At 66.2% G+C, this 25530-nt stretch carries 30 protein-coding genes; 5 read left to right on the top strand and 25 right to left on the bottom strand.

Annotated elements, in window-relative coordinates:
* Nucleotides 1-52: 52 nt before the first annotated feature.
* From AC1RWL_RS27695 to AC1RWL_RS27610, 18 genes are all read right to left on the bottom strand, one after another.
* Complete coding sequence (locus tag AC1RWL_RS27695) at nt 53-1471, bottom strand: ATP-binding protein (protein ID WP_493096704.1); 1419 nt, start codon at nt 1469-1471, stop codon at nt 53-55.
* Entirely contained in the window at nt 1461-2132 is a 672-nt protein-coding gene (locus AC1RWL_RS27690) for a response regulator transcription factor (RefSeq protein ID WP_256120859.1), read from the bottom strand. Before AC1RWL_RS27690 ends, AC1RWL_RS27695 begins: the two co-directional genes overlap by 11 nt.
* A gap of 47 nt (nt 2133-2179) precedes the next feature.
* Nucleotides 2180-2431: a hypothetical protein gene (locus AC1RWL_RS27685; RefSeq protein ID WP_256120858.1), complete on the bottom strand. Its 252-nt coding sequence runs from the start codon at nt 2429-2431 to the stop codon at nt 2180-2182.
* 93 nt (nt 2432-2524) lie between these two features.
* The gene (locus tag AC1RWL_RS27680) at nt 2525-2734 is read right to left on the bottom strand and encodes a hypothetical protein (protein ID WP_493096703.1); all 210 of its coding nucleotides are present in this window, start codon (nt 2732-2734) and stop codon (nt 2525-2527) included.
* Nucleotides 2735-2750: 16 nt separating this feature from the next.
* Nucleotides 2751-6590, bottom strand: a complete 3840-nt coding sequence (locus AC1RWL_RS27675) for a baseplate multidomain protein megatron (RefSeq protein ID WP_493096702.1) — start codon at nt 6588-6590, stop codon at nt 2751-2753.
* Nucleotides 6591-6593: 3 nt separating this feature from the next.
* On the bottom strand, nt 6594-7022 hold the full coding sequence (locus tag AC1RWL_RS27670) for an NlpC/P60 family protein (protein ID WP_493096701.1): 429 nt from the start codon (nt 7020-7022) through the stop codon (nt 6594-6596).
* Between the two features lie 166 nt (nt 7023-7188).
* Nucleotides 7189-8073 carry a phage/gene transfer agent baseplate hub protein gene (locus tag AC1RWL_RS27665; protein ID WP_493096700.1) on the bottom strand — a complete coding sequence of 295 codons (885 nt, stop codon included), beginning with the start codon at nt 8071-8073 and terminating at the stop codon, nt 7189-7191.
* Nucleotides 8070-8705 (bottom strand): phage distal tail protein, Rcc01695 family, encoded by a 636-nt coding sequence (locus AC1RWL_RS27660; protein WP_493096699.1) that lies wholly within the window; start codon nt 8703-8705, stop codon nt 8070-8072. Before AC1RWL_RS27660 ends, AC1RWL_RS27665 begins: the two co-directional genes overlap by 4 nt.
* Nucleotides 8706-8740: 35 nt before the next feature.
* The gene (locus tag AC1RWL_RS27655) at nt 8741-9268 is read right to left on the bottom strand and encodes a phage tail tape measure protein (RefSeq protein WP_493096698.1); all 528 of its coding nucleotides are present in this window, start codon (nt 9266-9268) and stop codon (nt 8741-8743) included.
* Nucleotides 9269-9271: 3 nt separating this feature from the next.
* Entirely contained in the window at nt 9272-9475 is a 204-nt protein-coding gene (locus tag AC1RWL_RS27650; RefSeq protein WP_493096697.1) for a rcc01693 family protein, read from the bottom strand.
* Entirely contained in the window at nt 9472-9822 is a 351-nt protein-coding gene (locus AC1RWL_RS27645; RefSeq protein WP_493096696.1) for a gene transfer agent family protein, read from the bottom strand. The genes AC1RWL_RS27650 and AC1RWL_RS27645 overlap by 4 nt, the downstream gene beginning before the upstream one ends.
* Nucleotides 9822-10229, bottom strand: coding sequence for a phage major tail protein, TP901-1 family (locus AC1RWL_RS27640; protein ID WP_493096695.1), 408 nt, complete (start codon nt 10227-10229; stop codon nt 9822-9824). Before AC1RWL_RS27640 ends, AC1RWL_RS27645 begins: the two co-directional genes overlap by 1 nt.
* Before the next feature lie 27 nt (nt 10230-10256).
* Nucleotides 10257-10664: a DUF3168 domain-containing protein gene (locus tag AC1RWL_RS27635; RefSeq protein WP_493096694.1), complete on the bottom strand. Its 408-nt coding sequence runs from the start codon at nt 10662-10664 to the stop codon at nt 10257-10259.
* A complete protein-coding gene (locus AC1RWL_RS27630) occupies nt 10661-10999 on the bottom strand; it encodes a phage head closure protein (protein WP_493096693.1) in 339 nt (112 codons plus the stop codon). Before AC1RWL_RS27630 ends, AC1RWL_RS27635 begins: the two co-directional genes overlap by 4 nt.
* Nucleotides 10999-11568, bottom strand: coding sequence for a head-tail connector protein (locus AC1RWL_RS27625; protein WP_493096692.1), 570 nt, complete (start codon nt 11566-11568; stop codon nt 10999-11001). The genes AC1RWL_RS27630 and AC1RWL_RS27625 overlap by 1 nt, the downstream gene beginning before the upstream one ends.
* A 195-nt stretch (nt 11569-11763) precedes the next feature.
* Complete coding sequence (locus AC1RWL_RS27620; protein ID WP_493096691.1) at nt 11764-13014, bottom strand: phage major capsid protein; 1251 nt, start codon at nt 13012-13014, stop codon at nt 11764-11766.
* A 17-nt stretch (nt 13015-13031) separates the two neighbouring features.
* Nucleotides 13032-13589: an HK97 family phage prohead protease gene (locus AC1RWL_RS27615; protein WP_439618400.1), complete on the bottom strand. Its 558-nt coding sequence runs from the start codon at nt 13587-13589 to the stop codon at nt 13032-13034.
* Nucleotides 13590-13709: 120 nt separating this feature from the next.
* Nucleotides 13710-14024 carry a DUF6107 family protein gene (locus tag AC1RWL_RS27610; protein WP_493096690.1) on the bottom strand — a complete coding sequence of 105 codons (315 nt, stop codon included), beginning with the start codon at nt 14022-14024 and terminating at the stop codon, nt 13710-13712.
* A 426-nt stretch (nt 14025-14450) separates the two neighbouring features.
* Here AC1RWL_RS27610 and AC1RWL_RS27605 point away from each other — a divergent pair, with 426 nt between their 5' ends.
* Nucleotides 14451-15362: a calcium-binding protein gene (locus AC1RWL_RS27605; protein ID WP_493096689.1), complete on the top strand. Its 912-nt coding sequence runs from the start codon at nt 14451-14453 to the stop codon at nt 15360-15362.
* 119 nt (nt 15363-15481) lie between these two features.
* On the opposite strand, the gene AC1RWL_RS27600 is transcribed toward AC1RWL_RS27605, so the two are convergent.
* The 4 genes from AC1RWL_RS27600 to AC1RWL_RS27585 form a co-directional block, all read right to left on the bottom strand.
* Nucleotides 15482-16621 (bottom strand): phage portal protein, encoded by a 1140-nt coding sequence (locus AC1RWL_RS27600; RefSeq protein ID WP_493096688.1) that lies wholly within the window; start codon nt 16619-16621, stop codon nt 15482-15484.
* 203 nt (nt 16622-16824) lie between these two features.
* Nucleotides 16825-17436 carry a glycoside hydrolase family 19 protein gene (locus AC1RWL_RS27595; RefSeq protein ID WP_493096687.1) on the bottom strand — a complete coding sequence of 204 codons (612 nt, stop codon included), beginning with the start codon at nt 17434-17436 and terminating at the stop codon, nt 16825-16827.
* A 1-nt stretch (nt 17437) separates the two neighbouring features.
* Nucleotides 17438-18709: a DNA-packaging protein gene (locus tag AC1RWL_RS27590; RefSeq protein WP_493096686.1), complete on the bottom strand. Its 1272-nt coding sequence runs from the start codon at nt 18707-18709 to the stop codon at nt 17438-17440.
* A gap of 295 nt (nt 18710-19004) precedes the next feature.
* Nucleotides 19005-19556 carry a hypothetical protein gene (locus AC1RWL_RS27585; protein WP_493096685.1) on the bottom strand — a complete coding sequence of 184 codons (552 nt, stop codon included), beginning with the start codon at nt 19554-19556 and terminating at the stop codon, nt 19005-19007.
* Between the two features lie 247 nt (nt 19557-19803).
* Here AC1RWL_RS27585 and AC1RWL_RS27580 point away from each other — a divergent pair, with 247 nt between their 5' ends.
* Nucleotides 19804-20136, top strand: a complete 333-nt coding sequence (locus tag AC1RWL_RS27580) for an MmcQ/YjbR family DNA-binding protein (protein ID WP_435265076.1) — start codon at nt 19804-19806, stop codon at nt 20134-20136.
* A 4-nt stretch (nt 20137-20140) separates the two neighbouring features.
* On the opposite strand, the gene AC1RWL_RS27575 is transcribed toward AC1RWL_RS27580, so the two are convergent.
* Nucleotides 20141-20644: a YcgN family cysteine cluster protein gene (locus tag AC1RWL_RS27575; RefSeq protein WP_435265510.1), complete on the bottom strand. Its 504-nt coding sequence runs from the start codon at nt 20642-20644 to the stop codon at nt 20141-20143.
* 190 nt (nt 20645-20834) lie between these two features.
* On the opposite strand from AC1RWL_RS27575, the gene AC1RWL_RS27570 reads away from it, so the two are divergent.
* The 3 genes from AC1RWL_RS27570 to AC1RWL_RS27560 all read left to right on the top strand — a co-directional run bounded on the left by AC1RWL_RS27570 (nt 20835) and on the right by AC1RWL_RS27560 (nt 24233).
* A complete protein-coding gene (locus AC1RWL_RS27570; RefSeq protein ID WP_493096684.1) occupies nt 20835-23006 on the top strand; it encodes a transglycosylase domain-containing protein in 2172 nt (723 codons plus the stop codon).
* A gap of 89 nt (nt 23007-23095) precedes the next feature.
* Nucleotides 23096-23689, top strand: a complete 594-nt coding sequence (locus AC1RWL_RS27565; RefSeq protein WP_493096683.1) for a DUF1214 domain-containing protein — start codon at nt 23096-23098, stop codon at nt 23687-23689.
* A complete protein-coding gene (locus AC1RWL_RS27560; protein ID WP_435265074.1) occupies nt 23682-24233 on the top strand; it encodes a DUF1254 domain-containing protein in 552 nt (183 codons plus the stop codon). The genes AC1RWL_RS27565 and AC1RWL_RS27560 overlap by 8 nt, the downstream gene beginning before the upstream one ends.
* Nucleotides 24234-24340: 107 nt before the next feature.
* Here the strand turns inward: AC1RWL_RS27560 and AC1RWL_RS27555 are convergent, their stop codons facing one another.
* Complete coding sequence (locus AC1RWL_RS27555; protein WP_256120834.1) at nt 24341-24529, bottom strand: hypothetical protein; 189 nt, start codon at nt 24527-24529, stop codon at nt 24341-24343.
* Between the two features lie 473 nt (nt 24530-25002).
* Nucleotides 25003-25515 (bottom strand): hypothetical protein, encoded by a 513-nt coding sequence (locus AC1RWL_RS27550; protein ID WP_493158542.1) that lies wholly within the window; start codon nt 25513-25515, stop codon nt 25003-25005.
* Nucleotides 25516-25530 lie beyond the last annotated feature (15 nt).

Raw genomic sequence — 25530 nt, 5'->3', positions numbered from 1 at the left:
TCCCGCGATCCTCATATTCGCGAGCCCCTCCCTTGTTGCATTGTCCGCCGCCTCAGGCAACATCCTTTGTGACAGCCGGCAACACGAGGCGCGCCAGCAAACCGCCGCCGGAACCCCGCGAAAGCCCGAAGGTTCCCTGGTACTCCGACGCAATTTCGCTGACGATCGAAAGGCCGAGACCTGTACCCGGCTTGCTTTCATCGAGCCTTTTCCCGCGCTTCATAGCCTCGCGGATTTCGCCCGGCTCCAGCCCCGGCCCGTCGTCCTCCACCTCGATGACGATCCAGCTCTTGCGCGCGTCGTCGCTGCCACGCACCTCCGCCGGTGCGACGAAGGCACGGATCTCCACGGTGGTACGGGCATAACGCGCAGCGTTTTCCAGAAGGTTGCCGACGGTTTCCTCGACGTCCTGCTGCTCCATCGCCAACACCAGGTTAGGCGGATCGACGCCGAGCGGAAACTGCTTGTCGACGTTGAGGCGCCGCATCACGCGCACCAGCCGTTCCAGCACCGGCAGCGTCTCGGTACGGGCGAGCACGGATTCGCGCTGCGCGGCGATGCGCGCCCGGTTGAGATAGGATTGCACCTGGCTCTGCATGGCTTCCGCCTGCGTGCGCACGAGATCTCCTTGCGGGGCCGCCAGCAGGCGCGCTTCGTTGAGCAGCACCGCAATCGGCGTCTTCAGCGAATGGGCAAGGTTGCCCACCTGCATGCGCGCCCGCTCGACGATGCGCCGGTTGCTGTCGATCAGCGCATTCACTTCGCTCGCCAAGGGCAGGATTTCACGAGGAAAATCGCCGTCGAGCTGCTCGCTCTCGCCAGCCCGGATCTTTTCCAGCGCCTTGCGCGCCCGGTCCAGCGGTTTCAGGCCGATGAGGATCGCCGCCGCGTTGAGCAGCAGGCTGCCGAAACCGAAACCGGCAAGCGCCAGGTAGAGGCTGCCGGAAAAGTCGTCGATGTCGGCCTCCAGCACATCGCGGTTGCCGACGACGCGAAAGCGCGCCGTGCGCCCCTCGTCGTCCAGCACCACTTCCGTCTCCCCCACTTCCACCTCGTTCCCGAAGGAATCGATGGTCGTGTAGAAGCGCTCGTAGCGCGTATCGAAGGGAATGCTGTCCGTATCGGGGATCGGAATGCTGCCGATGCCGAGCGAGGACGACGTCAGCGTCTCCGTCGCCAGCGCGCCACCAATCGGCTCGACGATCCAGTACCAGCCCGATTGCGGCTGGAAGAAGCGCAGGTCGCCAAGCTGCGGCGCGCCGGAAAGCCGGGTATTCTCGTCCGTCGAAACGGAATTGATGACATTGTAGAGCTGCGCGCGCAAAAGATCGCGAAAGCTCTTCTCCGCGCTCTGGCGGTAGAGCGTCGAGATGACGACGGCAATCACGATAAGGGCGACCGCCGCCCAGAGCGAGGCGAGAAGCAGAACGCGGAAGGTGAGCGAGCGGGAGCGCCTGGCGTTATTTGCCATTGGCGGGGGCTTGCATCCGGTAGCCGAGGCCGCGCACGGTCTCGATCAGGTCGACGCCGATCTTCTTGCGCAGGCGCCCGACGAAAACCTCGATCGTGTTGGAATCACGATCGAAATCCTGGTCGTACATGTGCTCGACCAACTCCGTGCGCGACACCACCTCGCCCATATGGTGCATGAGGTAGGAGAGCAGCCGATATTCATGCGAGGTCAGCTTCAGCGTCTCGCCGTTGACCGTCGCCTTGGAGCCCTTGGTGTCGAGCCGCACCGGCCCGCAGACGATGTCCGGGCTCGCATGCCCCGCCGCCCGGCGGATGAGCGCGCGAATTCGGGCCAAAACTTCCTCGACATGGAAGGGCTTGGCCACATAGTCGTCGGCGCCCGCATCGATACCGGAGACCTTGTCGCTCCAGCGGTCGCGGGCGGTGAGGATGAGGACGGGCATGGTTTTCCCGTCGGCACGCCATTTTTCGAGGACGGTAATACCGTCCATTTCCGGCAGACCGATATCGAGGATGATGGCGTCATAGGGCTCGGTATCGCCGAGATAGTGGCCTTCCTCGCCGTCGAAGGCCTGATCCACCACGTAGCCGGATTCCTTCAGGGCTTCGCTGAGCTGCCGGCTCAGGTTGACGTCGTCCTCGACCACCAGGATGCGCATTCGGCCTCTTTCCTATCTCATTCCATCGTGAAAGGCTGCTGGAGGCCTTACATCGGTACGCGCACGGTCACCTTGCGCGGCCGGGCATTGCCCTTGCCGGGCACGAGCACCGTCACCACGCAGGTGTCGCCCTTCGGCTGCGCCGAGAGAAGCTCGCCTCCGGTCTGCTCCACCACCTGCGCCGCAGCGGCGCTGCAATCGCCGGCCACCGCAACGACATCCCGCGCGGTTCCCGTCTCGACGGGCCCCGGAAGGAGCAGGCTGGCCGCAAGCGCGGTTATGAGAAGTGGCGATGCCATGAACATACTTTCAGGTGCGGATCATTGTGATGCAAGCAATAAACGATCCTCGCTGAATGGCAAATGAATGCCCTGTGGACGATCCGGCCGCCATCACCGCACCCGCCGGCGCGCCGAAATCCGCCCGTAGAGCGCAATCAGGCCGCCGATCGTGCCGACCGCAGACACCACGAGATCGGCCAATTCCCCCTCGTCGCCCGCCGTCACCTCAAGGCCCGCGGCGTTGGCAAGCGAGGCGAGAATCGCGATCAGCGCGCCCCAGACGGTGCGCGACTGATACCAGGCCTTCAGATCGTCGTTCATCGCTTTTTCCTTTCGTTCAAAGGGTGATGGTGGCGCGCGCCGGCAGGCCGAGCGGCACCGCGCGGCCAAGCTGGCGCACGCGAATGCTCATGCTCGTCTGCGGCGCCCCGAAATCGGCAAGTTCCGCGACGGCGGCATAGGTGAAAGCAGGAACCGCGGTCTCGACGCGGCGCACCACCGTCTCGCCGGAGAGAATATCAAGGCGATAGGCCTCGCTCGGCTCGTCGAGCGGGATCTCGGCGGAAAGCCAGGTATCCGAATCGATCCGCCCCCGCCTGACCCAGGACAGCCGCACCACGCCATCGGCCCCGCGCCGGCCGCGCAGATGCACCGGCGCCAGCGGCGTCAGCGCCCGCTCGCCGCCGGCAAAGGCAAACGGCCCCGCCTGCCCGCCCGAACCGCCGACCGCCTCGACAAGCCAGTTGGAAAGCCGCCCCACCTCCTCGACATCCAGCCCAAGCGGCCGGACCGCATCGTCCAGCACCACGACCACGGCCCCGGCCGCATGGCCGGAGGCCATCGCATCATCGGTGCCATGAAGCGCCCGCAACAGATCGGTCAACCGCCAGCGCCCCGGCGCGATCTCGCTCGCCCCGGTGAAGCCGATGATCTCCCAAGCCCCGTTCCCGCCGCGAACCGCAATGCGGTTGGCGCCGTTCAGCATGGCAAGCGTCTCCGCCGAGGCGAGCCCGCCGCCCGCAAGATCCAGCACCACCGCCCGATCCGGGTCGAACCGCCCGACAACGCCCACGGCGAGCGGATCGACAAGCCGCCCGATCCGCGCCGGCCGCTCCAGCCGCACACGGCTGCGAAACCCTTCGCTGCCCTCGGAGCTCGAAACGACCATGGAGCGCCAGGGCTGCGCATAGGCGGCAACCCGCGCAAAATCCTGCGCCGCCCCGGAGCCCAGGATCGGCAGATCGAGGAACACGACCTCCGGCGTAAACGCATCCCCCGGCCCCGCCCCGCTCGAAGGACGGCTCGCGCCCTCGATGAGCAGCGGCGCCGGGCTTTCCCCCGCGGCGATCGCCCGCGCCTCCACCTCGCGCACCAGCCCATCGGTGATGCCCGTAATCAGGAACCGTCCTTCCGGCCCATCGGCGAGGCGCACGATATCGCCCGGCGTCACGGCAAGCGCCGTCGGCGGCAGGCGAAACGCCACCCGCCGCTGCCCCGCCCGCTGGTCGCGCAGCGCCGTCTCGACGCTGGCCGCCGCAGCCCCCGCATGCAGCACCGCCGGCAGCGCCAGCCGCAGCACGCGATCGTTTCCGCCCGCCATGCGGCGCGAGCGCGCCGTCACCCGCGAATAGCTGCCCGCCCCGTCGAAATGGTCGAGGATCGCCTCGCCGGCAAAATCGCTGATATGCCCCCGGCTCTCCTCGAACAGCGCCTCGTCCGGCCGCTCGGCGAGGATCGCGAGCTCGGTCGGCAGCAGGGCCGATTTCAGCCTGGAACGGAACACGAGCTTGCCGTTCGCCTCCAGCGCATCGATTTGGAAGGCCTCCATCAGCGGCTCGATCAGCCCGCGCGCCGACGTCTGGTCGGCCTGCACGAAGCCCGAGAGATCGCCCGCGACACCCGAGACGTCGAAATCCGTAAACCCGTGATCCTTCAGCACGGCGGCAATCACATCCGCAATCGTGCCCGCCCCCAGCCGCGCGTTCAGCCAATGTCCGCGCTGCCAGTTGAGCCCGTCCGACCACAGCGCCGTATCCTCCGGAAAGGCCGGATAGGGCCGCGCGTCCCAGGTCCAGATGAAGATATGATCGGGATCGACCATGCCCGCCTCCGGCCCGCTGCCCTGCCACCAGCCATGGTGCGCATCGAGAAAGCGCCGTTGCACCGCATCGTTGCGCGCGCCGCCGGAATGATAGGGCAGCGCGTTCTCCGAGCTTTTCGGGTCGACGAAAACGTTCGGCTGGTTCGCCCCCTTGTCGGTGGCCGGGCAGCCGAGTTCGGTAAACCAGATCGGCTTGGAGCGCGGCAACCAGGCCGTATGGCCCGGCAGCTCCGCGCCGCCCGGGCCGCGCTCGTAATGCCGGTTGCCCCACCAGTTTTCGAGGTCCTTGTAGCGAAACACCCAGGGCTTGCCCGCCATGCCGTCCGAAATCGGCGCGCGTTCACGCGCCCGGCGCGCGTCCATATCGGGGTAATACCAGTCGAACCCCTCGCCGGAGGCGATCATCGCCCGCATCGCCGCCATGTCCTCCGAATGGCGAAAACCGTCCGGATTGCCGGCGAGCGTATCCGCATCCTGCCAGTCGGAGAGCGGCATATAATTGTCGATGCCAACCGCATCGATGGCCGACGAGGCCCAGAGCGGGTCGAGATGATAGCGCACCTCGCCACTGCCATCGCCCGGCTGGTGCCCGAAATACTCGCTCCAGTCCGCCGCATAGGTGATCTTCGTGCCGCCGCCGACGATCGCCCGCACATCCGCCGCCAGATCGACCAGCGCCTCGACGAAGGGAAAATCGCCGCTGCCGTCGCGCAGCCAGCTCAAGCCCCGCATTTCCGAGCCGATCAGGAACCCGTCCACCCCGCCCGCCGCTTCCGCCAGCAGCGCATAATGCAGCACCAGCCGCCGAAACCCCTCGTCGCCGAGCGGCCCGGTGATCGCCTCGCCCGAAACGGCAAAGTCGCCCGCATCAGCATTGCCGACAAAAGCCTCCACCTGCCCCCGCGCCGACGCCGTCTTGTTGGTGGACGGCGGATGGCAGGTGATGCGGCCGCGCCAGGGATAGGGCGCCTGCTGCGCCTCGCCATAGGGATCGGGCAGATCGTTGTCGATCGGCACGTCCATCATCAGGAACGGATAGAGATAGACCTCGATGCCGCGCGCCTTCAGGTCCCGGATCGCCGCGATCACGCTCGCATCCGACGGCGTGCCGCCATAGGCCGGCCGGTCGTTGACGCGGGTGACGACATAGGCATCCTCACGCGCAATGCCGGAGACTTTCCAGGGCCGGCTCTCGTCCTGCCGCGCGGAAACCTCCACGCCCGGCACGATCCGGCACTGCCCGGCCCTCAGATCCGTGCCGAACCAGGCGACCACCAACCCGACCCGCTCCAGATTCGGGCAAAGCGCCTGCAACTCGTCGATCGACGCCACCCAGTCGGTCGCCGCGACCAGCGTGTTGCGGTTGATGTTGCGCCCTTTGCCGGATGCGATCTTCTCCGTCACCAGCCGCGGATCGTAACCATGCTCGCTCGACCCCGGAATGACCGTCACCGCCCGGATCTTGCTTTCCAGCGAACCCACCGGCCGCAGCACCTCGAATTGCAGGATGGGAATGCGGTTGCCGAACATATCGAGCGGCAGCCGCTCGAAAACGACATAGGCGAGCCCCCGATAGGCCGGCGTATTGCCCGCCCCCTGCTTCGCCTCGATCAGCGGATCGGGCGCCTGGCTCGCCGTGCCGCGATGCAAGCGCATCTCGATGCCCGTCAGGTCGATCTCCCGCCCGTCCGCAAACACACGCCGGATGCCGGCAATCGGCCCCTCGCACACCCCAACGGCGAAATTCGCAAAGTAACTATAGGTCTCGACCCGCGGCCCCGTCGCCTTGCCGCCTGTGCGCTCGACGGAGACCTCCTCCTCGAACCGCGTCGCCCAGAGCAGCGTGCCGCCGACACGCGCCGTGCCATAGACGCGGCTCATCGCCGTGCCCTCCTCGGCCCCCGGCACGCGCCCGTCGTTCAGCCGCGCACCGGAAATCGTCGTCATGCCGTTGATCAGCGACCGGTCGACCGCCGATCCCGCAAGCGCGCCCACTGCCCGCCCAAGGATTGCCCCGAACGGCCCGAAAATGCCGCCGAGTGCAGCACCGGCCGCCTGGAAAAGAAGTGTCGCCATGGCTCAGCCAATCTCCGGAAAGCGGAAGACGCCGGCAATGCGCCGTCGCCAGGAAGGCACGAGCGGCGAAGAGATCACCGCCCCCTGCTCGTAGGCATGGATGAAACGCTCATCGGGCGCCGCGATGCCGGCATGTTTCGCCGCCACCCCCGCCCGCCAGCGAAAGATAAGAAGATCCCCCGGCCGAAGCGCCGAAACCGGAAGCACGCCGCCACAATGCCGCGCCGCCGCCTCAAGCAGCCGCTCCTCCCCCGCCCGCTCCGCCCAGTCCGCCGCATAAGGCCCCGGCACCTCCGGCTCCGCCCCATAAAGCTCTCGCCAAACGCCGCGAACCAGCCCAAGACAGTCGCACCCGACATCCTTCAACGATCCCTGGTGCCGATACGGCGTGCCGATAAAGCCGCGCGCGATTTCGACGACGCGCTCGCCCACCCCCTCATCCGCCCTTCGGGCACCTTCTCCCCGTGGGGGAGAAGGGATGGAAGCATTCTGCGTCTCCGCAACGCATAAAGCGGAAACTGACGGCACCAGCGAATCCCCTTCTCCCCCACGGGGAGAAGGTGGCCGACAGGCCGGATGAGGGGGTTTCAACTGGCCGTCACTCATAAAGCGGCCTCCCGTCATGCACGGTCTCGCCATCGGCATAGCCATAGGTGAAATCGCTGCCCGGCATATGCGGAAAACCACGAAAATTCAGCGCATTGGCAAACTTCGCCTTGCAGGTGGAAAAGCGCTTGTCACACCCTGCCGTCACCAACATCGTGTCACCGACGAGAACACCCGCCGGCACCGGCTGCCAGAAGGTCAGTTCCCCGCCCGCCTTGCGCTGGTCCTCGATATCCGCCGTCAGCCCCTCGGCCGCGCCGCTGGTAAACGTCAGCACGCCATAGCGAAAGAACCGGTCGGCAAAGCCCGAAAGCCCGCTCACCCGCAGCCGCATGTCGTCCAGCACCGCGCTCACCGTCGCCGTCGCTTGGAATGCCGATGTCAAAACATCCTTCCCGCAACGGTTGTCGCCGAGCACCGCATCGCAGCGATGCCCGTAGATGCGGCCATGCACCTGGTCCAGCCGATGCGTCAGCCGCCGCAGTTCCACGCGAAAAAGCCCGCCCTCGCGCCGCACCTCGCCAAGCTCTGCCGTGCGCAGCAGCAACCGCTGCGAAGGGTCCTGCCAGTTGACCGTATAGACCTCGACCTTCGCCCCGTCATACCGCCCCGCAGAAAGGTCCTCCGCGCGGACCGCCTCGGCGGAGAACCCGCCCGAAACATCGCCGCCCTCGGCGGAAAGCCCGTTGCCGTCCTCCGCCTCGCTCGCCTCGAAACCGCTCGCCGCCAGATAGTCCAGTCCGCCGAACGAAAGATCGCGGTCGTGATCGGTAAAGCCCATCACCACGCCGTCGCGCCGCGTCACCCGCCAGGCATGGCAGAGCGTCGTCACCTCCCCGTCGAGATGGGCCTGAAGCCCGCTCGGGATCGTCCTCATGGCTTGATCTCCAGAAGCGGAATGGAAGGAATGCGCCCGGCATTGAACTGCGCGAGATCGATATCGATGCGGTCCGTGTCGAAGCGCACTGGCACATCGAATTCGTAGCCGGCCCGGATGACGCCCGAAGCCGGAATTTTCCCCGGCTTGAAGGTCACGACGCCCGTCGCGGAATTCACTGTGTAATCGCCCACCGGCCGAACACCGCCCGCAACGGAAACCACCACCGTGCCCGCCACCGGCTTGTCGATGGTCCGCACCGTCTCGCCACCCGCATCCGCATAGCGCTTCACAAGCTGAAACCCCGCCGTCACCCCATCGCCGGTGCCGATCTGCTGGTCGCTCGCGCTAACCGTCCCACCCGGCGCGCAGGACGTATGATCCACCGGGTCATGAAAGCGAAACCCGTAAAACTGCCCCGCCCGCGCCTCAAAAAAGGCGAGCACCGCATAAAGATCCTCGACCGAGCGCACGCCCGATCCCGCATCGTATCGCCGCCGTGCATCCTGCCAGCGCCGGTTGCGGTTCTCGCGCCCGTTGGACAGGCTGACGATATCCGTCCGCCGCACCGGCCCGCCGCTGGTGCCGAGCGCCACCCGCAACGGAAACCGCACCTCATGAAATCCTGCCATGTCTCTATCCTCGCCTGCGGGGCCTGCCCCTAATCCTACAAACTCCGCTGCCCACGCCCCACCGCACGCGTCAGCATGGCCGCGATCTGCCCTTCGGATTTGCGAAAACTCGCCGCATCCTGCGCCGTCACATTGAAGACGATCCGCGCGCCGCCGCCTTCGGTCGCAACACCCAGCGCCCCGTCCGGCCCGCGCTTCAAGGGCAGGATCGCCTCCGCCCCCGCCTCGCCCATTAGCCCAAGGCCGCCGCCGCTGCCGAAATAGGTGGGCGCGGCCACCACGCCGCCCTTGGCAAAGGGCGTTGCCCCGCCAAGCAGGCCGGAAAGCCCGGAGGACAACAGCCCCTCCAGCGGCTTCAGGCCGACGGAAAGCGCGATATCGCTCATGCGCAGCGCCAGTCCGCGCAGCACGCTTTCCAGCCCCTTGCCATCCACGACGGCGCCCTTCAGCGCACTGGTCAGCGCCGATCCGAAGGAGCGCGAGCGCGCCTCCAGGTCGTCGAAGATCGTCGAAAGCGCGCCGGCATCGTCCAGCGTGCCGGAGAGAGGATTGTCGTCCGCCATGGTTCACTCCTTGTTGTCGGGAAAGGCCTGCATCAGCGCCGCAAGCGTCTGGCGCCCCGGCACCGCCGGCAAGGGCCGCAGCACGCCGAGCGCAAAGCCGAGCTCGCGCGGCGTCATCGCCCAAAAGTCCTTCGCGGAAAGCCGCATGCGGCAGAGCCCGGCATGGAGCACCGCCTCCCAGGGGAAGGCGGCCCTCTCGCCGCTCACGCCGGATGCGGCCCCGGAGGGTTTTCGGCACCTGACCCAAACGTCGCCTGCAATAGCTCCGCGGCGATGCGCGCAAAACCCGCAAGCCCATCCGCAACCGCCATCGAAGCCACATCCTCGTCGCTGAAGAGATTGCCGCCGCCGCGCAGCCCGGCGGCGATGATGCGGATCAGGTCATCCGCCTTCAGCCGGCCGGAGGAAAAACGCTCGGCGAGCCCTGTCAGGCTGTCGACGGCAAAGGCCGTCTCCAGCTCGGCCAGCGCCCCCAGCGTCAGGCACAACACCCGCCGTTCGCCATCGAAGACGGCCTCGATCTCGCCGCGATGCCGGTTCGCCCGCGCGCCCATCAGAGCGCCCCGAAGGTCAGCACGCCGGCCGATTCCAGCGCGATCTCGAAGACGATCTCGCCATCATGCGCGCCGGAATATTCCAGCGCCGCAATCTGGAACGGCCCTTCGACCGTGCCGAAATCCGGAATGACGACCTGCCAGTGGACGATCGTGCTGCCGAAGAACAGCGCGCGCACCGTCGCATCCGACGCCTGGTCCTTGAAAATCCCGCTGCCGCTGACCGCCGCACGCTGCACGCCGGCACCGCCCAGAAGCTCGCGCCAACGCCCCGCCGATTCCGCATCCGTCACGTCGACGAGCTGCGCATTGAACGACAAACGTTTGGAGCGCAGCCCCGCAACCGTCGCAAAACCCGCGCCGTTATCGATCTTGAGCAGCAGGTCCCGCCCCTTCTGTGCCACCATGGCAAGGTTCCTCTTCGAAAAATGGGGTTAAGCGTCCGGTTCCGTCACCGCCCGGAAGCGCATTTCCGCACGGTGAAAGCGGGATTTGCCGTCGCGCCTGAGCCGCGTATCGCGATGAAACAGCAGCACGAGATGATGACCGGAGAGCGCCAGCGCCGCGTCGTCGAGCGCCGCGCGCACCGCCGCCGCGATCGCCTGCACCTGCCGGTGCCCCGCCGCTTCCGACCAGGCCTCCAGCGTCACCGTGTGCTCCTCGCCGGTCTCGCTCGCCGTCGAATGGTCCGCGCTGTCGATGCCGGCGATCACCACCAGCGGCGAGGCGGGCTCGGTGAGCCGCCGGTCCGTGATGCCGTTGGCGCCGACCAGCGCCGTAAGCGCCGTGTCACCCGAAAGCCGAGCAAAAATCGCCTTCTGCAGGGCCGATGCCGCGCTCATGGCTTGATCTCCTCGCAGTCGGCAAGCGTGTAGCGCCCCGTCTCATCCGGATCGCGAAAAGCGCGGATGGCAAAGAGCCGTGCGCCCTTGCGCAGCCGCATGCCGCCCGCCAGGCTTTCTCGCCGCCGCATCCAGATGCGGTGCGTCACCGTCACCGGCAGCGTTCCCGCCGCCTCGTCCGCCTTCGCGACGGTCGGCTCGATGCGCGCCCAGAGCGTCGCCAGCGCGGAAAATGTGCGCTCCACGCCCCCTTGCCCATCCGGCGTTTCCACCGGCTGTTCCAGCACCAGCCGCGCCGTGAAGGCGCCGGGATCGATGGTTCCGTCGAAGGCCATCAGAGCCTCCGCATGGCATAAGGCGCGACAAGCCGGTCGTAACCCTGCGGCACCGCGCCCGGCTGGTCGTCCAGCGAAAGCACGCCGCGCAGCTCGTACATCGCCGCGACATGCAGCAGCAGCGCCCGCTTCAGCGTGTCCGGCACCTCCGCGCCGCTCTCGCCGAAACCGGCGGTGAAATCGATCTCGATGCCGTTCAGCGCGCGTTCCGTCGCCGGACGCGCTGGCAGTACCAGCCGCGCCGGCCGCGCCGTGCCGTCCAGCACATAGCCCGTCGCATCGACCTCGACCGGCGCACCGGAGGCGTCGTAAACCGTCACTGTTTCAATGGTTTGCACCGGCCCCCTGGCAATGTGAATCACGCGGGCCTCGGGCCAGTCGTCGAGATAGAGGCGAAAGGTGCGGGCGATCAGCGCCAGCCCCGTCTGTCCCTCCAGGTGTTCCCGCGCGGCGCACATCAGGCCCGCAAGCAGGGTGTCTTCATCGGAGGCATCGAGGCGCAGATGCGCCTTCACTTCGGCAAGCGTTATCGGCTCCGCGGCCGGCGGCATCAGTTCGGCAATGGTCATGGGGTCCTGTCCGGTCTGGAGGAACGGCGGGCGCGGCCGGGAGGAAACCGCGCCCGCCAGCACCGGCGTCAGGGGACGACCGCCGGTGCACTCTCTCCGTCATCCTCGGGCTTGACCCGAGGATCCACAGCCATGCGACGGCGGGTGGATGGTCGGGTCAAGCCCGACCATGACGGCGCTATTGGATGACGTCGCTCAGCTCGCCGCGAACTTCACCAGCTTGATTGCCTCGAAATTCTGCACCCCGCCGCCGACGCGCTTGGTCGTGTAAAACAGCACGTAGGGCTTGGCCGAATAGGGATCACGCAGCACGCGCACCCCCGTACGGTCGACGACGAGATAGCCGGAGCGGAAGTCGCCGAAGGCGATGGAGAAGCTGTCGGCCCCAACATCCGGCATGTCCTCGGCCTCCGCGATGGCAAAGCCCAGCAGCGAGGCCGCCTGGCCGGCCGATGCCGGCGGGCGCCAGAGATAGTTCCCGTCCGCATCCTTGAACTTGCGGATAGTGCCTTGCGTCTTGCGGTTCATCACGAAGGTGCCGTTCTGCCGGTGCCCCGCCTTCAGCGAATAGACCGTGTCGAACAGCGTGTCGGAGGGGCTCGACGCCTTGAAGGCGCCCGCAGCACCCGTCGCGATATAGCCGATATTGCCCCAGCTCCAGCTCGCGTCGGCGACGTTCGTGTAGCTCAGAAAGCCCTTCGGCTTGTTGGTGCCGTCGCCGGAGACGAAGGCGGTGCCTTCCTGCTCGGCGAAGACGATGTCGACCTCGGAGGCGATCCAGCCCTCGACATCCACCGCCGCGTCGTCGAGCAGCGCCGCCGTCGCCGCCGGCATGGCGTAGAGTTCCATGGTCGGGAAGGAGAGTTCGGCGAGCTGCGCATTGCCGGTCTGCGGCCGCGCGGCCGTCTCCGCCACCCAGCCGGCCGCCATGCCGGAAGTGGCAAACGGCTTCTTCAGCACCGAACCCGAGACCTGGCGCACGGTCGCCAGCGCCCGGATCGGCGAGGCGACGGAAAGCCTGCGGCCGATTTCCGTATCCGTTTCCGGCGGCACGAGATAACCGCCATCGGCCGCGGAGCCGACCGACATGGCCTTGCCCTCCAGCGCCCTCAGCGCATTCTCGTCGCCCCGGCGCATATAGGCGGAGAAGGCCGCCTTGTGCTCGGCCGCTTCCAGGCTGCCCTCGCCGCTGCCGCCGAGCGCCGGGCGCGCCTTCTTCAGCGCGAGATGGTCGAGCACGCGCTTCTGCTCGTCGATGGCGCGGTTGATGCGGTCCACCTTGTCGCGCGTCACCACGTCGGCCGTCAGTTTCTGCTCGATCTCGCCGAGCCGGCGGTCGTTGGTTTCCTTGAAGGCCTCGAAGGCCTCCATGAAGTCGTCGAAGGCGGCGGTCATCGTTTCCGGCACGGCCTTGATTTCCGGCGCGGTCTTGTGGATCTCCGTCATGTCTACCTCTTCGGTTGTTAGCGTTTCATCATCCGGGCCGCCCGGCGCATGATGCGAACGAGCTCCGTTTCCCTGTCGCGGAACCACCGCGCATTCTTCACGTTCGACACCCGCGCCGAAGGCAGCATGGGAAAGGTGACGATCGAGATTTCCCAAAGGTCCGCCTCCAGGATGCGGCGCACGCCGCTTGCCCGGTCGGTCTTCGAGCGCACCGTCTGGAAGCCGATGGAAAGGCCATCCAGCGCGCCGGACTTCATGAGGTTCAGCACCTCGCGGGCGCGGGCCACACCGGGCGAAAGCACGCCCTCGACATAGAGCCCGCGGGCATCCTCGCGGATGGTGCGCCAGCGCCCGAGCGGCTCGGCCGGATCGTGCTGGAACAGCATGCGCACGCCCGCAGGCCCGCGCTTTTCCAGCGAGCGCACGAAGGCGCCGGGCGCAATCGCGTCCTTGCCGAGGTCCACCTCGCCAAACAGGCTCGCATAGCCGGAAAACACCCCGTCACTGGCGACGCCGGCAAGCGTCAGATCGGCATATTTCTTCGTCCGCCAGACCGGCAGGTCGTCGGTGATCATGATTTGCTCCGATGATTTGGAAATCGAATGGAGGCGAATAGCTAATAGGGAGTAGCGAATAGAAAGGGCGGCCGTTTCGGTGGCGAATGGCGCCAATCCCAATTCGCTCTTCGCTATTCCCTATTCACCGCCCCTCATCCGCTCCGCCACGCGCGCCAGCACGCCGAGCCCCCACCAGGCCGAAAGGCTCGCCGCCGCCGACCCGGTCAGCAGCACCTCCGCCGGCCCGAGATAGGTCGCGATGCCAAGCCGAACCGCGATCCAAAGCCCCGCCGGCCCGCCGAAGACGAGCCCGCAGGCAAGCCCGGTAAAGAACCGGCAACCCGCCTCGCGACGGCTTTTTGGCAAGAGATAAATGAGCGAAACGGCAGCACCCGCCGAAGCCCCAACCAGACGAGCCGTCCACAGCCCGCCATCGTTTCCGATGTCAGCCATTGTTAAGCCTTTCAGTTTATTATGAAATCCAAACGATACGGCCACAGGCGGCCGAAAGCGTCCTGCCTCGCGCAGAGTCAGGCGGTGAAAAACGCTGAGTCTTTTGAATCGCTTATGCGGCTTTACTCGAAGGTCGATTCAACGCCTTCACGGATTGAGTCCGGACAGCGGCAAAACGATTCAACTCGCTTCGGCAAGAGACTAATTTCGTTGGTTCTTCAACCAACGCCGCGGCATTGCAGCAGCTTCCGTTCCATTCCTTATCGGGGGGTAGAACGGCTGCGTATATTGATGACAATCCGATCAAAAAATCGGGTGCCGAGCCGCAATCAGGATACATTTTTTCGAATATCCCCGCCTTTTCGAGCGTTGTCGTTGGGTGCCAGCAAACTTTGCGACTGAACAATCGACAGAAGGAAGCTCGTCATGGCTACTCTTACTGGAACAGCCGGCAATGATATTCTCCAAGGCGATGCCGGGAACGACAACATCTTGGGTCTGGGCGGCAATGACTACATCGTCGGCGGAGACGGGCTCGACGATATTGACGGCGGCTCGGGAAACGACACCGTATGGGCCGGGGCGAATGATCAGGGCAATGATAGTGTCCAGGGCGGCGTCGGCGATGATGTTATCGGCGGAGGCGGCGGGAGCGACTGGATTGTCGGCGGCGACGGCAAGGACACCCTCTATGGCGGCGCAGGCGACGACCAGATCTTCCTGGGCAGCGCTGAACCTACGATCCGGCTGACAGCAAACGACGATTCAAGCGGCGACACGGCCTGGGCTGGTGTTGGTAATGATGTTGCTTACGGCAGCGCCGGCGACGATACCGTCGGCGGCGGTGATGGCTCCGATACGATCGACGGCGGTCATGGTGACGATGTCATCTATGGAGGTGCCGGCGACGATGAAATCAATGGCTACCGCCTCGACGGCGAGCCTCTGAACGATCAAGGCAACGACACTATTTTTGGCGGCGAAGGTGATGATGTCATTGATGGTGACAGAGGCCACGATGAAATCTGGGGCGGTGAAGGCGACGATAATCTTCTCGGAAGCGTCTTCGTCAATTCTACCGTAGCGGATTCGGATGTCTTCGGCTTCCAGCCGGGCAGTGGCGACGACACGATCCTTCTGTTCCGAACCGGAGCGCAAGGGGATGTGCTCGACATCTCGGCTTACAATCTGGCCGGCGGGCTTGCCGATCTGAAAGCCAACGGCACAGTCGATGATGCCGGTGGCGCCAATACGATCATCACGCTCGACGCTGACAGCACGATCACCCTGTTCGGTGTTACCGAAGCCCAGCTTACCGATGCAAACTTCATTCTCTGATTTCGGAGAATTGAAAGCATGAAGAGAGGGGGCAATTGCTCCCCTCCTTTGCATCTGTAACAGCACCGAGGGCCCCGTCAGCATCCCGGCCCTGTTCGCCTCCAATTACGAGCCGCCCCTCAATACCCCACAGCCCGCCGCTTCTCCTCGTCCGTCAAAAACGCCGCCGCCCCCACGCGCGCCCAAAGCTCCGAGCGCTCCGCCGCAAGCCCGCTCACCTGGTCGAGATCCGGCACCAGCCGCAACCCCGTCTCCCGATCCTCGGAAAACCACGCGGCAAAGGAGGCAGCCGTACGCTGCACCAGCGGTAGCACCGTCAACCGCCAGAAGGCCCGGTTGGCCTCCTGGTAATTGGCATAGGTCGCATCCCCCGGGATGCCGACCAGCATGGGCGGCACGCCGAAGGCGAGCGCGATGTCGCGCGCGGCGCCGTTCTTCGCTTCCACGAAATCCATCTCGCGCGGGCTAAGCCCCATCGCCTTCCAGTCGAGCCCGCCTTCCAGCAGCATCGGCCGCCCGGCCCGCGCCGGGCCGGAATAGCCCTCCTCCAGCTCGCTCTTCAGCCGGTCGTACTGGTCGGGCGTCAGGTTGCCGCCCTCCTTCGGCTGGTAGACGAGGGCGCCGGAAGGCCGCGCCGAATTGTCGAGCAGCGCCTTGTTCCAGATCGCCGCCGCATTGGAAAGATCGAGCGCCATGGAGGCCGCCTCCAGCGGCGCAAAGCCCACCTGGTCGTCGAGCGGATGAAACAGCCTGAGATGCAGGATCGCCTGCCCCTCGCCGGCTATATGCCGGCGGACATGGCTGCCCGCCCGGTATTCATAGGCCTCCGGCCAACCATCCCGCCCCTCGATCACACGCATCCGGTCCGGCCGCAGGAGATGCAGTTCGCGCAGTTCATCGCCCACCCGCACGCCCTCGACGAAGGCATTGCCGGAGAGCATCAGGTGCCCATAGAGCGTCTCGAAGAAGTCCGTGCCCGCCATGCGCCCGTTCGGGCGCGCAATCAGTGCCAGCAGTGGCTCATCCGGCCGCTCCGCTTCGCCCGCATAGGCAAGCCAGGGCACCGAGGCCGCCGCCTCCGCGATCATCCGCACCGCCCGGTGCGCCACCGGGTTCTTCATGAACCCCTCGCGCGACAGCGACGCATAGCTGCGGCTCGTCCAATGCGCCCGGCCCTCGGCCGTCAGCGCGAAAAAGCCCGACGCCTTGGTCTCCGCCGCCGCCTTTGGCCGCCGCGAAAGGAAGGAAGGTAGCTTCATGATGCCCTCGGTTGTTTGAATTTGCCAATGATGCTGTGGGTGCGGCCGTGGATCCTCGGGTCGAGCCCGAGGATGACCAAAGAAGAGAGCGCGCATCGTCATCGCCAGGGTTCAACGTGCCGCACCGTTCAGGGAAGCAGAGGCCTCTCCTCCTCTCCGTCATCCTCGGGCTCGACCCGAGTATCCACACGGCACCACCGCCGCTACCCACCCAGCGCCACAAAAAACGCCTGCCCGTAACTCGCCACCCGCTCGGCCCGGTCGAGCCCGTTGATGATGCGCCGCGCGCCCACCCAGTCGGCGCGCCCGGCGGCAAAATGATCGGCCAGCCGCCGCCCCGTGAAGGCGCCGCGCAGCATGCCGACGAAGAGGATTTCGACCGACACCGCCATCTCCATCGCCCGCTCCGGCCGCGCCACGAGGTCGATGCCGGTCAATTCCGCCAGGCGCTCATAGTTGCGCCGGTGCGTGATCTGCACGAGCCCGCGCCCGAGCCAGCTTTTGCCGTCCGCATCCCGCCGCCAATAGGGTGCGGAAACCTGTGGCAGACGACCGGCGGCAAAGGCCCGGTCGAGCACGCCGATCGCCGCCGCATCCGTCGCGGCAAAGGTCTCGCGCACGGGCTGCATGCGCCCGCCCGTCTCATGATGCGCGGTCGCCAGCATATAGGCGAGGAAGCGCCGGTCGCGCGTGTCGCCGCCCTGCTCGAACCGGTCGAGTAGCGCCGTCAAACCCGCGACCTGCCCCTGCCCCAGCCGACCGCCATAAAGCGGCCCTCGCACCTGGTCGAAAAACGCCTTGCGATCGATCACCATCTCAAACCCCTCGCACCCGCGGTTCGCCCAGCCGGTCGAGCACCAGCGCCGTCAGCGCCCAGACGAGCGCATCCAGCCGGTCCGGCGAGCGGCCGGCGGACAGCCCATCCGGCCCGAAATCACACATCTGGTCTTCCAACTCGGCAAAGGCACCCGCATGGGCCACCCGCCCCTGCTCGTAGAGCGCTGCCACCGGCTCCGCCCGCAAAAATTTGCCGCGCGTCGCCCGCACCGTCGCGATCGGCAGATTGGCGTCGACACTGCGAAGCATCGCCGTCACCATGTCGCCGCCCTGGTTGACCTCGGCCACCACCCGGTCCGCATCGAAGCGTCGAAAGGCCCGCACCACCGCGCCCGCCCAGCCGGCCGGGCTGGCACCCGTCACCGAACAATCCGCCAGCACCACCGCCCGCCCGCCAGCATCGAGACCGGCCACAACGATGCCGCAGACCGAAGCCGCGGACGCCGTCGCCGGCGGATCGACCGCCACGACGATGCGCGAGAGCGGCCCCGGATTGCGCAGCCGGATCGCCTCCAGCCGCGCCCGGCTCCACAGCGCATCCGCGCGGTCGGTGATCAGCTCGCCATCCAGCTCCTGCCGCCCGAGCCGCGTGCCGCCATAGCGGTCCGCCATGGCATCGAGAAAGCGCGGCGAAAGATTCCTGGCATTGTCTTCCGTCCGGATGCGCCGGACCGCCGTCTTTCCATCCGCCGCCAGCGCCCGCAAAAGCGGCACCGGCCGCGGCGTCGTCGTCACCAGCACGCGCGGATCGTCGCCGAGACGCAGGCCGAATTGCAGCATGTCCCAGGTCTCCTGCGCATGTTTCCATTTGCCGAACTCGTCGCACCAGGCGAGATGAAACTGCGGTCCGCGCAGGCTCTCCGGGTCTTCCGACGAAAAGATCTGCCCGATCGACCCGTTCGGCCAGACCAGCCGCCGGCGCGAGGCCTCGAATTCCGGCCGCGACCGCCCGGCGATCCGGCAGATGCCAGAGACCCCGTCGATCATCACCTCGCGCGCATCACCGAGCGTCTCCGCCACCAGCGCGATGCGGCTGTCCGGCCGCGCCAGCGCCATCGCATGCACCCATTCCGCGCCCGCCCGCGTCTTGCCCGAGCCGCGCCCGCCCATCAGCAGCCAGACCCGCCAGTCGCCCTTGGGCGGCATCTGGGCCAGGCGCGATTGAAAGTACCATTTTCGGGATTCCTCCCGGCTGCGAAACCGGGGCTGGCGATCGCCATCCCGCCCGCCAGCATCCCCATCGCCGTTCAAGCAGGGCGAAGGGCATGGGACCAAAATTTGCTCCCCATCGGTAGCAGCTTGGAAACAAGGCGCTTCCTCGCCCCCCTTCTCCCCGCCTGCGGGGAGAAGGTCCCGGCAGGGGGATGAGGGGCAACTCGCAGTCTCGACCGTCTCACCCCGCCGCCCAAGCCCCGCCTCCAGCCCATCGGCCGCAATCCGAAAAGCCGTCCGCGCCCGTTCATCCTCGATCATCCGCAAGCCCGCTGCCGCCGCCGTCATATCCGCATCGATCTTCCGCCCGGCCGCCCGAAGGGCGAGCCGGTCCCTACGGCCCGCTTTCCGCGCGCGCGGCAGCATCGCCGCCAGGCCCGTTTTGCCGCATCCAGTCTTCCCTCGCGGCATTCAACCGGTCCTTCACGCGCTCTTCGACCAGCCGGTCGAACTCCGCCGCCAGCGCCTCGCCGTCATCCGGCTCGCCCGGCGCAGCTTCCGCCTCTGCCCGTTCGTTGATCAGCGTGCGCTGCAGGCTGTCGATCTTTTCCAGCGTGCGCACGATCAGCGACACCGCCTCGATCGCCGCCTTGGCATCGGTTTGCGCCAGCTTGCGCGAAGCCTCGTCCTCGGCCGCATCGGCATCCCGCTCGGCAAAGACCCGCTGGCTCTGGAAGCGCTGGAACCGCTCGCGCAGCTCCTTCGTCATTTCCAGAAGCATCGCCTGCATGTCGAGAAACGGATCGAGCGGCGCTTCCGCCTTGATATCGAGCACCGGCGCCGCCCCGCCCGCAAGATCCGCCCGCTGCCCCGCCAGCCCGTCATAAGCCGCCATGTCCGGCGAGATGCCGAAAAGCCCGAGATCCACCGTCAAACCGCTGTCCATCGCCACACCCGAAAATGAAAAGGCGCCCGGTCCGATTGGAACGAGCGCCTGTCAATAAATTCCCATCAAGCCGACCGCGGGCGAAAACCGCCAAACCATCCAGCCTCCGAAAAGCCCGGCGAACTCTCCGCCCGCACCTTTCCGACTATGCCATAACCCTATCAAACCACCGTGACGCCGTCAAGGACTATTTTCCTATTTCATCCAAAAACTTTTACGCGCCATCAAACAATGCTACCCTCCTCCCATGACATCCGACGATCTCATCGCGATCGCGCTCGGCATGCCGGAGGCGCGGGAGAGTGCTCATTTCGGGAAGCGGGACTTCCGGGTGGGTGAGAAGATCTTCATGTCGCTGCCGCAGGCCGGCCGGGCCGTCTTGAAGCTGACGCCGGGCCAGCAGGCGATGGTGGTCGAGACCGATCCGGGGCTTTGCGCGCCGGTGCCGGGCGGCTGGGGGCTGAAGGGCTGGACGTCGGTCTATTTCGACGGCGCGGATGACGAGCGGGTGCGCGACTTGATCGGCACCGCCTGGCGCAACGTGGCGCCGAAGAAACTGGTCGCGGCGAGCCTGAACTGAGAGACTAGTTCCCCCTGCCCACTTCCAGCGGCCAGGTCACGAGGTAATCCTCGTAGTCCTCGACATCGAGGCCCTCCTCGCTCACCGTGCGGCCGCGGGCGGAAATGCCGGCCTGGTGCACGGTCTCGGGATCGCCGGAGACCAGCGGGTGCCACCAGTAGAGGTCTTCGCCGTCGCGCACGAGGCGATAGCCGCAGGTCGGCGGCAGCCAGGAGATTTCCGACACGCTCTCCACGGTCAGGCGAATGCAGTCTGGCACGGTCGCCTGACGGTTCTCGTAGTCCGAGCAGCGACAGCTTTCGCCGTCGAGCAGCACGCAACGGATCGAGGTCCAGGCGATCTCGGCCGTCTCCCAGTCTTCCAGCTTGTTGAGACAACAGAGGCCGCAGCCGTCGCAGAGGCTTTCCCACTCCACGTCGTTCATTTCGGCCAGCGTCTTGGTCTTCCAGAACGGCAGCACGTCCGCGCTTCCGGCCTCGGCCGGCGCGGCGGCGCCCCTGTGCTTCATCTTCGTCATGCCCGACCCCTGAACCCCTTGGCGCCAAAGGTCAAGAGCGCGGCTGCTAACCCTTTCGCGCAAATCCCGTTCTGCTCGTCTCAAAAGACTGCTATCGTGCCTGAATAAACCGGTGGTCACAGGACGTTAACCAGAGGCGGGCAGGCTGCGGCCCGCATCCGCCGGCAAAGGTAAGCGAAACGTGGAAGACGACAGCCAGAAGCCCCCAAAACCGCGCCGCCGCAAGCGGCACTTCTTCCTGCGCCTCGATTCCTGGATCGATTCCACGGTCTGGAATGCCGGCTTTCGCCTCGCCGAAATCTGGGAGGAGATCACCATCTTCTCCCGCCGCTTCCATGCCAAGGGCTGGAAGAAGGCGGTCTTCGAGGTCGCTGGCGAAGGCATGAACCTCGGCACGGCCGGCTTCGTGCTGCTGCTCGCCCTGGCGCTGCCCGCCTTCGAGGAGACGACGGGCAACTGGCGCGCGCAGAGCGACTTCGCCGTCACCTTCCTCGACCGCTACGGCAACGAGATCGGCCATCGCGGCATCATCCACGAGGATTCCGTGCCGATCGACGAACTGCCGGACCACCTGATCAAGGCGGTGCTGGCGACGGAAGACCGCCGCTTCTTCAGCCATTTCGGCATCGATTTCCTGGGCCTCGCCCGCGCCATGAACGAGAATGCGCGCGCCGGCGGCGTCGTGCAGGGCGGTTCCACGCTCACGCAGCAGCTCGCGAAAAACCTGTTCCTCTCGAACGAGCGCACCATCGAGCGCAAGATCAAGGAGGCCTTCCTCGCGCTGTGGCTGGAAGCCAATCTCTCCAAGAAGGAAATCCTGCGCCTCTATCTCGACCGCGCCTATATGGGCGGCGGCACCTTTGGCGCGGCGGCGGCGGCGCAGTTCTATTTCGGCAAGAACGTCACCGACGTGAACCTCGCCGAATCTGCCATGCTTGCCGGCCTGTTCAAGGCGCCGGCCCGCTACGCCCCGCATATCAACCTGCCCGCCGCCCGCGCCCGCGCCAACGAGGTGCTGACCAACCTCGTGCAGGGCGGGCTGATGACCGAGGGCCAGGTGATCGCCGCAAGGCGCAACCCCGCCACCATCATCGACCGCAACGAGAAGACAGCGCCCGATTTCTTCCTCGACTGGGCCTTCGAGGAGGTGCAGCGCATCGCAAAACCCTTCGCCCAGCATTCGCTGATCGTGCGCACCACCATCGACATGGGCCTGCAGGCCGCCGCCGAAGAGGCCGTGGAAAGCGGGCTGCGCCAGTACGGCGAGAGCTACCGCGTCAAGCAGGGCGCCATGGTGATGATCGAGAACGGCGGCGCCGTGCGCGCCATGGTCGGCGGCCGGGACTATGGCGAAAGCCAGTTCAACCGCGCCACGAGGGCGTTGCGCCAGCCGGGCTCGTCCTTCAAGGCCTATACCTACGCCGCGGCCATGGAATCCGGCATGACGCCCGAGACGACCATCGTCGACGCGCCGATCAGCTGGGGCGGCTGGTCGCCGCAGAACTATGGCCGCTCCTATGCCGGCCGCATGACGCTGATGACCGCCATGGCGAAGTCCATCAACACCGTTCCCGTCCGCCTTGCCAAGGACAAGCTCGGCACCAAGCGCATCGCGGAAATGGCGAAGGCAATGGGCGTCGAGACGCCCATCCGGACCGACAAGACCATGCCGCTCGGCACCTCGGAAGTCACCGTGCTCGACCAGGCGACGGCCTATGCGGTCTTCCCGGCCGGCGGCCTCCAGTCGCGCCGCCACGGCATCAGCCAGATGATCAATTACGACGGCGACATCCTCTACGATTTCGGCCGCGACGAGCCGCCGGCAAAACACGTTCTCTCCGAACAGGCGGATTCGTCGATGAACCGCATCCTCGTCACCATTCCGGTGAGCGGCACGGCGCGGCGCGGCGCGCTCGACCGCGGCATCGTATCGGGCGGCAAGACGGGCACGACGCAGGCCTATCGCGACGCCTGGTATGTCGGCTTCACCGGCAATTACACGACGGCCGTCTGGTTCGGCAACGACGACTATACGTCAACCAACAACATGACCGGCGGCTCGCTCCCCGCCATGACCTTCAAGCGCCTGATGGACTATGCCCACCAGGGCATCGAGCTGCGCCCCATTCCCGGCATCGAGAACCCGCTGCCCGACGGCAAGAAGGCGAGCGAAGTCGCTGCCACCTCGACCGATGAGAATGCGCTTCCCGCCCTCGTTCGTCCGCGTTCGCTCTCGGCCGACGTCACGAAGCTCCTGAAAGATGTCGCCCGGCAGTTCAACGAGGCCAAGCCTTTGAAGGCCGATGGCCGCGTGGCCGCGCTTGACGGCACCGGCGCCAACCGGACAGAGTAACGGATAGAGCGTTTCCGCGTTTCTCCGAATCGCAAAAACGCTCTATCTCTTCGTTTCGACGCAATTCCGGACGCAAAGCCGCTTCGCCCTTGTTCCGCACGCCCCTCGTTATCGCCACAGCGCTCGCCGTCGCCTTCGGGCTCGGCATCCTGAGTTCGATCTATGCGCTGCGCGCGACCGTCGGCTTCGGCGCCATCGCGCTCGGGCCGTGGACCGCCTTCCCCACCGCCCAGACCGTCGATGCCGACCCCTATGCGAAAGCGCACCGCGCGCGCGACGGCAAGCTGCTGCTCGGCGGCGCCGAGGGCCTCGCCTTCACCGCCGCCACCGATAGCGGCGGGCGCACGCTGGTCGAAAACTGCCGCTACGAAATAGAGGGCATCACACCCCCTGCCCGCCTGTGGACGCTGCATGCGGCCGACACCAACGGCAACCCGCTCGCCGGCAGCCGCCCCGGCCTGCCGGTCGGCATCAACGCCTGGTCGGTGCTGCGCACGCCCGACAGCAGCTTCGCCATCCGCATCGCCTCCGCGGCGACACCCGGCAACTGGCTGGCGGTTCCGGAGGGCAAGGCGCCGTTCCTGCTGGTCATGACGCTGCTCGACACGCCGACCGCCGGCAGCTCCGGCGTCATCGACCTCGCCATGCCGGGCATCACGCGGCTGGACTGCGCCGATGCGTAGTTTCGTCTATGCCATCGCCATCGGCCTTGTCGGCGCTGCGCTGCTGCACATCGTCATCATCCTCTCGCTGCCGAGTTTCACCGGCCGCGATGCCTATACGCGCGTGCAGACCTTCGGCGAGGCGAACCGCTTCTTCCCGCTTGCGAATTCCGGCGATACGCTGGCGCCGATCAACGACGACCCGGCGATGAAGACCGCCGTCTGCGCCTTTTCCGTCGAAAACGGTCCCATTCGGCTGTTTGCCGATGGCGACGTGCCCTTCTGGTCGCTCGCGGTCTATGACGGCGCGTCCAACGAGGTGTTCAGCATGAACGACCGCACCTCGGTCTCGGGCGCGCTCGACACGCTGATCGCCACCCCCATCCAGCTCATCGCCATCCGCAAGGCCGTGCCGGCCGAGCTGGAACAGTCGATCCTGGTGGAAATGCGCGGCGAGGAAGGTTACGCCGTGCTGCGCATCTTCGTGCCCACCGAAAGCCGGCAGGAAGCGGCAACCGACTTCCTAGCGGATGCAAGCTGCGAACCCTTCACGGCGGAACAATAGGAAAGCGCGCTCGACGACGAGCGACGGGACGCGGTCTGCCCGCGATAGACAATGCGCAGCGGCCGCACGCGCACGCCAGTCGCCGCTCCAGCGGCGACGGGAAAGGTTTAGGGCCGGCGGGCCGTGTCCGGGGCGCCGTGTTTGCCCGCCTTGCTGCGCGCAGCAAGCATAGCCGGCGTCAGGCGCTCATAACGCACGCCGGTAAAAAGCAGTATCTGGGCCGGAGCCTCACGGCGAATGGTGTCGCGTCTTGGTGTTCGCGCGAGCCATTCCTTCAATCGTACTACGTCTGCCATTCTCGCCTCCAAAAAGAAGAACCGAGACGGATGAAGCACTTCTACATTCTCACCCTGCCCGTTTTACGGGCCGGTGCATCCGGTTCCGTCACCCCGGCTGCGACATGAGTCGATGTCGTCCCTGTCGCTTACGGGAAGAAAACGGCGATACGGGTCCAGAAGTTTCCCATTCACGGGAATTTGTCTGGTGACCGCCCGGTATCCGGACCATCGCACCTTTCCCTCGCGGAACGGTGGCACCTTCGGGGTATCCACCGTTCACATGATCGAATCATAACACGTCCATCGCAATAGACGAGCCGATCCATGTCCCTAAAACTAGCGACTATCGGGTTAACATGCTGTTAATCCTATGCCATCGCCCTGCATCGTGCTGTTCCGCATGGAACAGGGTGACCCCTGTTCCCAAATCGGCCGGTCCCGTCGTAAAAAACCGGCTGCACCTGTGAAGAGAAACGGTCGGGCGGACCTGCTTATTCGGTGACCTCGGAAAGCGCGGTCGCCGAGGTGGCGTGGCGGGCGTTGTAGCCCTTGATAATGGCGGCGGTCAGGATGGCCTGATCGACATCCTCGTTCCTGCGCGGGGACTGCGCACCCGGCGAATTTTCATAATCATAAACAATGACATCCAGGTCGAGCGCGTTTTTCAGCCGCCGCCCCTGCAACAGGCTGACGAGCCCCGCCGCGATCGCCGGATAGGGCGTGTATTCCGCGTTCGCCAGCCATTCCCGCAACTGGCTCTCCGGCACGCTATAGGTGATGTTCATCGACAGAAGCCGCGACAGCATCTCGTCGACCGTGCGGGGCATGTCGGCCGCGTCCACCGTTTTCGCGCCGGCTTCGGGCAATGCGCTGCCGGTCGGCGGGCTGCCTCCGGGCGTGCGGTTCTTGTGCAAATTGTCGACCGGCGCCGTATCGGCCTGGGCCAATTCCCAAGCTTCGGCCATGCACGGCTGCGGGGACCATGCGAACAGGGTCGAAAACATCGCGCATTGCCAGAT

This window comes from Shinella sp. GW821-FHT10F02 (genome assembly GCF_058809275.1).
Note: the sequence above shows the minus strand (reverse complement) of the source record. Positions and strands in the feature narration are given on the sequence as shown.

Coding starts and splice junctions, on each gene's coding strand:
- AC1RWL_RS27695 (WP_493096704.1), bottom strand. CDS start 1,471: ATGGCAAATAACGCCAGGCGCTCCCGCTCGCTCACCTTCCGCGTTCTG.
- AC1RWL_RS27690 (WP_256120859.1), bottom strand. CDS start 2,132: ATGCGCATCCTGGTGGTCGAGGACGACGTCAACCTGAGCCGGCAGCTC.
- AC1RWL_RS27685 (WP_256120858.1), bottom strand. CDS start 2,431: ATGGCATCGCCACTTCTCATAACCGCGCTTGCGGCCAGCCTGCTCCTT.
- AC1RWL_RS27680 (WP_493096703.1), bottom strand. CDS start 2,734: ATGAACGACGATCTGAAGGCCTGGTATCAGTCGCGCACCGTCTGGGGC.
- AC1RWL_RS27675 (WP_493096702.1), bottom strand. CDS start 6,590: ATGGCGACACTTCTTTTCCAGGCGGCCGGTGCTGCACTCGGCGGCATT.
- AC1RWL_RS27665 (WP_493096700.1), bottom strand. CDS start 8,073: ATGAGGACGATCCCGAGCGGGCTTCAGGCCCATCTCGACGGGGAGGTG.
- AC1RWL_RS27660 (WP_493096699.1), bottom strand. CDS start 8,705: ATGGCAGGATTTCATGAGGTGCGGTTTCCGTTGCGGGTGGCGCTCGGC.
- AC1RWL_RS27655 (WP_493096698.1), bottom strand. CDS start 9,268: ATGGCGGACGACAATCCTCTCTCCGGCACGCTGGACGATGCCGGCGCG.
- AC1RWL_RS27645 (WP_493096696.1), bottom strand. CDS start 9,822: ATGGGCGCGCGGGCGAACCGGCATCGCGGCGAGATCGAGGCCGTCTTC.
- AC1RWL_RS27640 (WP_493096695.1), bottom strand. CDS start 10,229: ATGGTGGCACAGAAGGGGCGGGACCTGCTGCTCAAGATCGATAACGGC.
- AC1RWL_RS27635 (WP_493096694.1), bottom strand. CDS start 10,664: ATGAGCGCGGCATCGGCCCTGCAGAAGGCGATTTTTGCTCGGCTTTCG.
- AC1RWL_RS27630 (WP_493096693.1), bottom strand. CDS start 10,999: ATGGCCTTCGACGGAACCATCGATCCCGGCGCCTTCACGGCGCGGCTG.
- AC1RWL_RS27625 (WP_493096692.1), bottom strand. CDS start 11,568: ATGACCATTGCCGAACTGATGCCGCCGGCCGCGGAGCCGATAACGCTT.
- AC1RWL_RS27620 (WP_493096691.1), bottom strand. CDS start 13,014: ATGACGGAGATCCACAAGACCGCGCCGGAAATCAAGGCCGTGCCGGAA.
- AC1RWL_RS27615 (WP_439618400.1), bottom strand. CDS start 13,589: ATGATCACCGACGACCTGCCGGTCTGGCGGACGAAGAAATATGCCGAT.
- AC1RWL_RS27610 (WP_493096690.1), bottom strand. CDS start 14,024: ATGGCTGACATCGGAAACGATGGCGGGCTGTGGACGGCTCGTCTGGTT.
- AC1RWL_RS27605 (WP_493096689.1), top strand. CDS start 14,451: ATGGCTACTCTTACTGGAACAGCCGGCAATGATATTCTCCAAGGCGAT.
- AC1RWL_RS27600 (WP_493096688.1), bottom strand. CDS start 16,621: ATGAAGCTACCTTCCTTCCTTTCGCGGCGGCCAAAGGCGGCGGCGGAG.
- AC1RWL_RS27595 (WP_493096687.1), bottom strand. CDS start 17,436: ATGGTGATCGATCGCAAGGCGTTTTTCGACCAGGTGCGAGGGCCGCTT.
- AC1RWL_RS27585 (WP_493096685.1), bottom strand. CDS start 19,556: ATGGACAGCGGTTTGACGGTGGATCTCGGGCTTTTCGGCATCTCGCCG.
- AC1RWL_RS27580 (WP_435265076.1), top strand. CDS start 19,804: ATGACATCCGACGATCTCATCGCGATCGCGCTCGGCATGCCGGAGGCG.
- AC1RWL_RS27575 (WP_435265510.1), bottom strand. CDS start 20,644: ATGAAGCACAGGGGCGCCGCCGCGCCGGCCGAGGCCGGAAGCGCGGAC.
- AC1RWL_RS27560 (WP_435265074.1), top strand. CDS start 23,682: ATGCGTAGTTTCGTCTATGCCATCGCCATCGGCCTTGTCGGCGCTGCG.
- AC1RWL_RS27555 (WP_256120834.1), bottom strand. CDS start 24,529: ATGGCAGACGTAGTACGATTGAAGGAATGGCTCGCGCGAACACCAAGA.
- AC1RWL_RS27550 (WP_493158542.1), bottom strand. CDS start 25,515: ATGTTTTCGACCCTGTTCGCATGGTCCCCGCAGCCGTGCATGGCCGAA.